Origin of the sequence: Methylobacterium sp., from assembly GCF_019750675.1 — a bacterium.
Taxonomy (GTDB): Bacteria; Pseudomonadota; Alphaproteobacteria; order Rhizobiales; family Beijerinckiaceae; genus Methylobacterium.
Map to the genome: position 1 here is coordinate 1 of NZ_JAIEOF010000307.1, position 1,871 is coordinate 1,871.

Consider the following 1,871-nt stretch of genomic DNA (forward strand, 5'->3'; position numbering starts at 1 on the left):
CCGACGCCGTGCGGTTCGAGGACCGCGCCGCCCTCCCGGCCCCCTTCCAGCGCTGGACCTACGAGTTCGCCGCGCTGCCCGAGCTTTGCGCCTTCCTAAGCGCGCCCGAACCCGGCGCCCAGGACCTCCGCGACGCCGCCTGAGCGCGTCGCCTCCCGCCTTCACCCCTGAGCGCGCCGCGCTCCAACACGAGAGCATCCATGTCACGCGGACTCGAAACCATGATCCTCGGAAGCTTGCTGACCGAGGCCTTTAAGGACGGCACGAGGAAACCCGTTCGGACGCCGCGCCCGGCATCGCAGGACATTGCAACCCTTCGGGCAGCCGCCATTCGCTACGCTGGACCCGCCCCGTTCGTGCCCGGCGACTTGGTCACGCCGCGCGCCGATAGCCCGCTCAAGGATGCCGGTCGGCCTCACATCGTGATTGAGGTCGACCCGATGCCCGAGTCCTTCCGGACGCCGGTCATTCACGGAGATCCCAACGCAGCCAGCTTCGGTGCGCGCCGCGACCTGCGTGTCGCCGTGGTCTGCGACTGCGAGCATGGCGAGGTCGTCGCCCACTGGGTCGAGAGCTGGCACTTCGAGCCGTTCACGCTTCCCGGCGGGGCCAGCGCCCCGAGCGAAGCCGCCTGAGCCGCCCACCGGGCCGCTCCCCCCGGGCGGCCCGGCCCTCACCCTCCCATCCTCGCGAGGCCGTCATGTTGACCGAGCCCCAACTCGCCTGCGTCGTCGTCACCGCGCCCATCGTGTTCGTCGGCGCCCTCTGGGCCCTCGGCGACCTCGTCGGTCACGCCGCCACCCTCACGCCTGCCCCGCAGCCCGGCGACACGCTCCGCGCCATCGCGGGCCACGCCGTGCGCCTCGCCGTGCTGGTGCCCGCGCTGGTCACCGGCGCCCTGGCCCTCGCCTTCGGTCGGAGGGTTCGCCCGTGAAGACCCGCCGCCAACGCATCGGTGAATGGCTCGAAGAGAAGTCCCGGCGCGTCCGGGAGCGTCTGGCCGGTCAGGTCATCTGCGCTCGCTGCGGCGCGACGGCCGAGACCTACGGTGCAGCCTGCACCGCGCGCCTCGACGATCCCTGCCCAGGATTCCGGGCGGTCGAGGCGGCCGACGCGGCCATCTCCGCGTCGTTCCCGATGCCAGGGCGGGTTCGCGCATGACCCGCGCCCTCCGCCTCACGGTCGGCGTCCCGCCGTTCCTGGCGCTGCGGCTGGCCTGCCTGCTCGCCTACGCCGTCGAGGCCGCCCTCGACTTCCTATTCCCCCGTGTCGATCGCGCTCTGCTGCGGCTCGGCGCCTGGATGGACGCCTCCCGATGAGCCTCGCAGATTTACTCGACGCGCCGCGGACCTTCGTTCGCGTCTACGAACTGCCGGAGCGGCTCACTGATGGCTACTGCTTTGGTGGCGGCAAGCCGATCCTGTTCCTCAACGTGGACTGGTTCGAGGCGATCGTTTCGGACGGCGCCGAGCGCCTGACCAGCTTCATCAAGAGCAAGCAGTACTACCGGCCCCACGCCCGGTTCCTGGTGCTGGGCGACGCGCCCGGCTTCACCTTCGTGATCGAGCCGGAAGGTTCGACGGGGTCGGTGCAATGAGCCCCGCAGCCTTCCGCGCCCGCCTCTTGGTCGCCGGCTTCGCCGGTCCCTTCCGGGTTCGCTCCCCCTCCGCGCCCGTCGTCGTCGATCGTGACGACCACTTCGTCTCCATGCCGAACCCGACCCTGAGCGCGAAGGATCGCCTCTGGCTCGCCGAGCAGACGGCCGCCGACCTCAACGCGCGCGCCGGAATTTCACCCGCCCTTCCTCAAGCCGCCGAGTGACCGCCGCCATGAAGATCATCGAATTGCAGGCCGAGAACGTGAAGCGGCTC

At 70.8% G+C, this 1,871-nt stretch carries 6 protein-coding genes; all 6 read left to right on the forward strand.

Going from position 1 to position 1,871, the window contains the following annotated elements; translation table 11 throughout:
- Positions 1 to 200: 200 nt before the first annotated feature.
- The 6 genes from K2X24_RS16135 (at position 201) to K2X24_RS16160 (ending at position 1,821) form a co-directional block, all read left to right on the forward strand.
- Complete coding sequence (locus tag K2X24_RS16135) at positions 201 to 635, forward strand: hypothetical protein (protein ID WP_292499369.1); 435 nt, start codon at positions 201 to 203, stop codon at positions 633 to 635.
- Between the two features lie 65 nt (positions 636 to 700).
- A complete protein-coding gene (locus K2X24_RS16140; protein WP_292499370.1) occupies positions 701 to 934 on the forward strand; it encodes a hypothetical protein in 234 nt (77 codons plus the stop codon).
- Positions 931 to 1,161, forward strand: a complete 231-nt coding sequence (locus K2X24_RS16145; RefSeq protein ID WP_292499371.1) for a hypothetical protein — start codon at positions 931 to 933, stop codon at positions 1,159 to 1,161. Before K2X24_RS16140 ends, K2X24_RS16145 begins: the two co-directional genes overlap by 4 nt.
- A complete protein-coding gene (locus tag K2X24_RS16150) occupies positions 1,158 to 1,319 on the forward strand; it encodes a hypothetical protein (protein ID WP_292499372.1) in 162 nt (53 codons plus the stop codon). Before K2X24_RS16145 ends, K2X24_RS16150 begins: the two co-directional genes overlap by 4 nt.
- Positions 1,316 to 1,597, forward strand: coding sequence for a hypothetical protein (locus K2X24_RS16155; RefSeq protein ID WP_292499373.1), 282 nt, complete (start codon positions 1,316 to 1,318; stop codon positions 1,595 to 1,597). The genes K2X24_RS16150 and K2X24_RS16155 overlap by 4 nt, the downstream gene beginning before the upstream one ends.
- Positions 1,594 to 1,821: a hypothetical protein gene (locus tag K2X24_RS16160; RefSeq protein WP_292499374.1), complete on the forward strand. Its 228-nt coding sequence runs from the start codon at positions 1,594 to 1,596 to the stop codon at positions 1,819 to 1,821. Before K2X24_RS16155 ends, K2X24_RS16160 begins: the two co-directional genes overlap by 4 nt.
- Positions 1,822 to 1,871 lie beyond the last annotated feature (50 nt).

What these genes read in the sequence shown, in the direction of transcription:
- K2X24_RS16135 (WP_292499369.1), top strand. Translation starts at nt 201, where the DNA reads ATGTCACGCGGACTCGAAACCATGATCCTCGGAAGCTTGCTGACCGAG.
- K2X24_RS16140 (WP_292499370.1), top strand. Translation starts at nt 701, where the DNA reads ATGTTGACCGAGCCCCAACTCGCCTGCGTCGTCGTCACCGCGCCCATC.
- K2X24_RS16150 (WP_292499372.1), top strand. Translation starts at nt 1,158, where the DNA reads ATGACCCGCGCCCTCCGCCTCACGGTCGGCGTCCCGCCGTTCCTGGCG.
- K2X24_RS16155 (WP_292499373.1), top strand. Translation starts at nt 1,316, where the DNA reads ATGAGCCTCGCAGATTTACTCGACGCGCCGCGGACCTTCGTTCGCGTC.
- K2X24_RS16160 (WP_292499374.1), top strand. Translation starts at nt 1,594, where the DNA reads ATGAGCCCCGCAGCCTTCCGCGCCCGCCTCTTGGTCGCCGGCTTCGCC.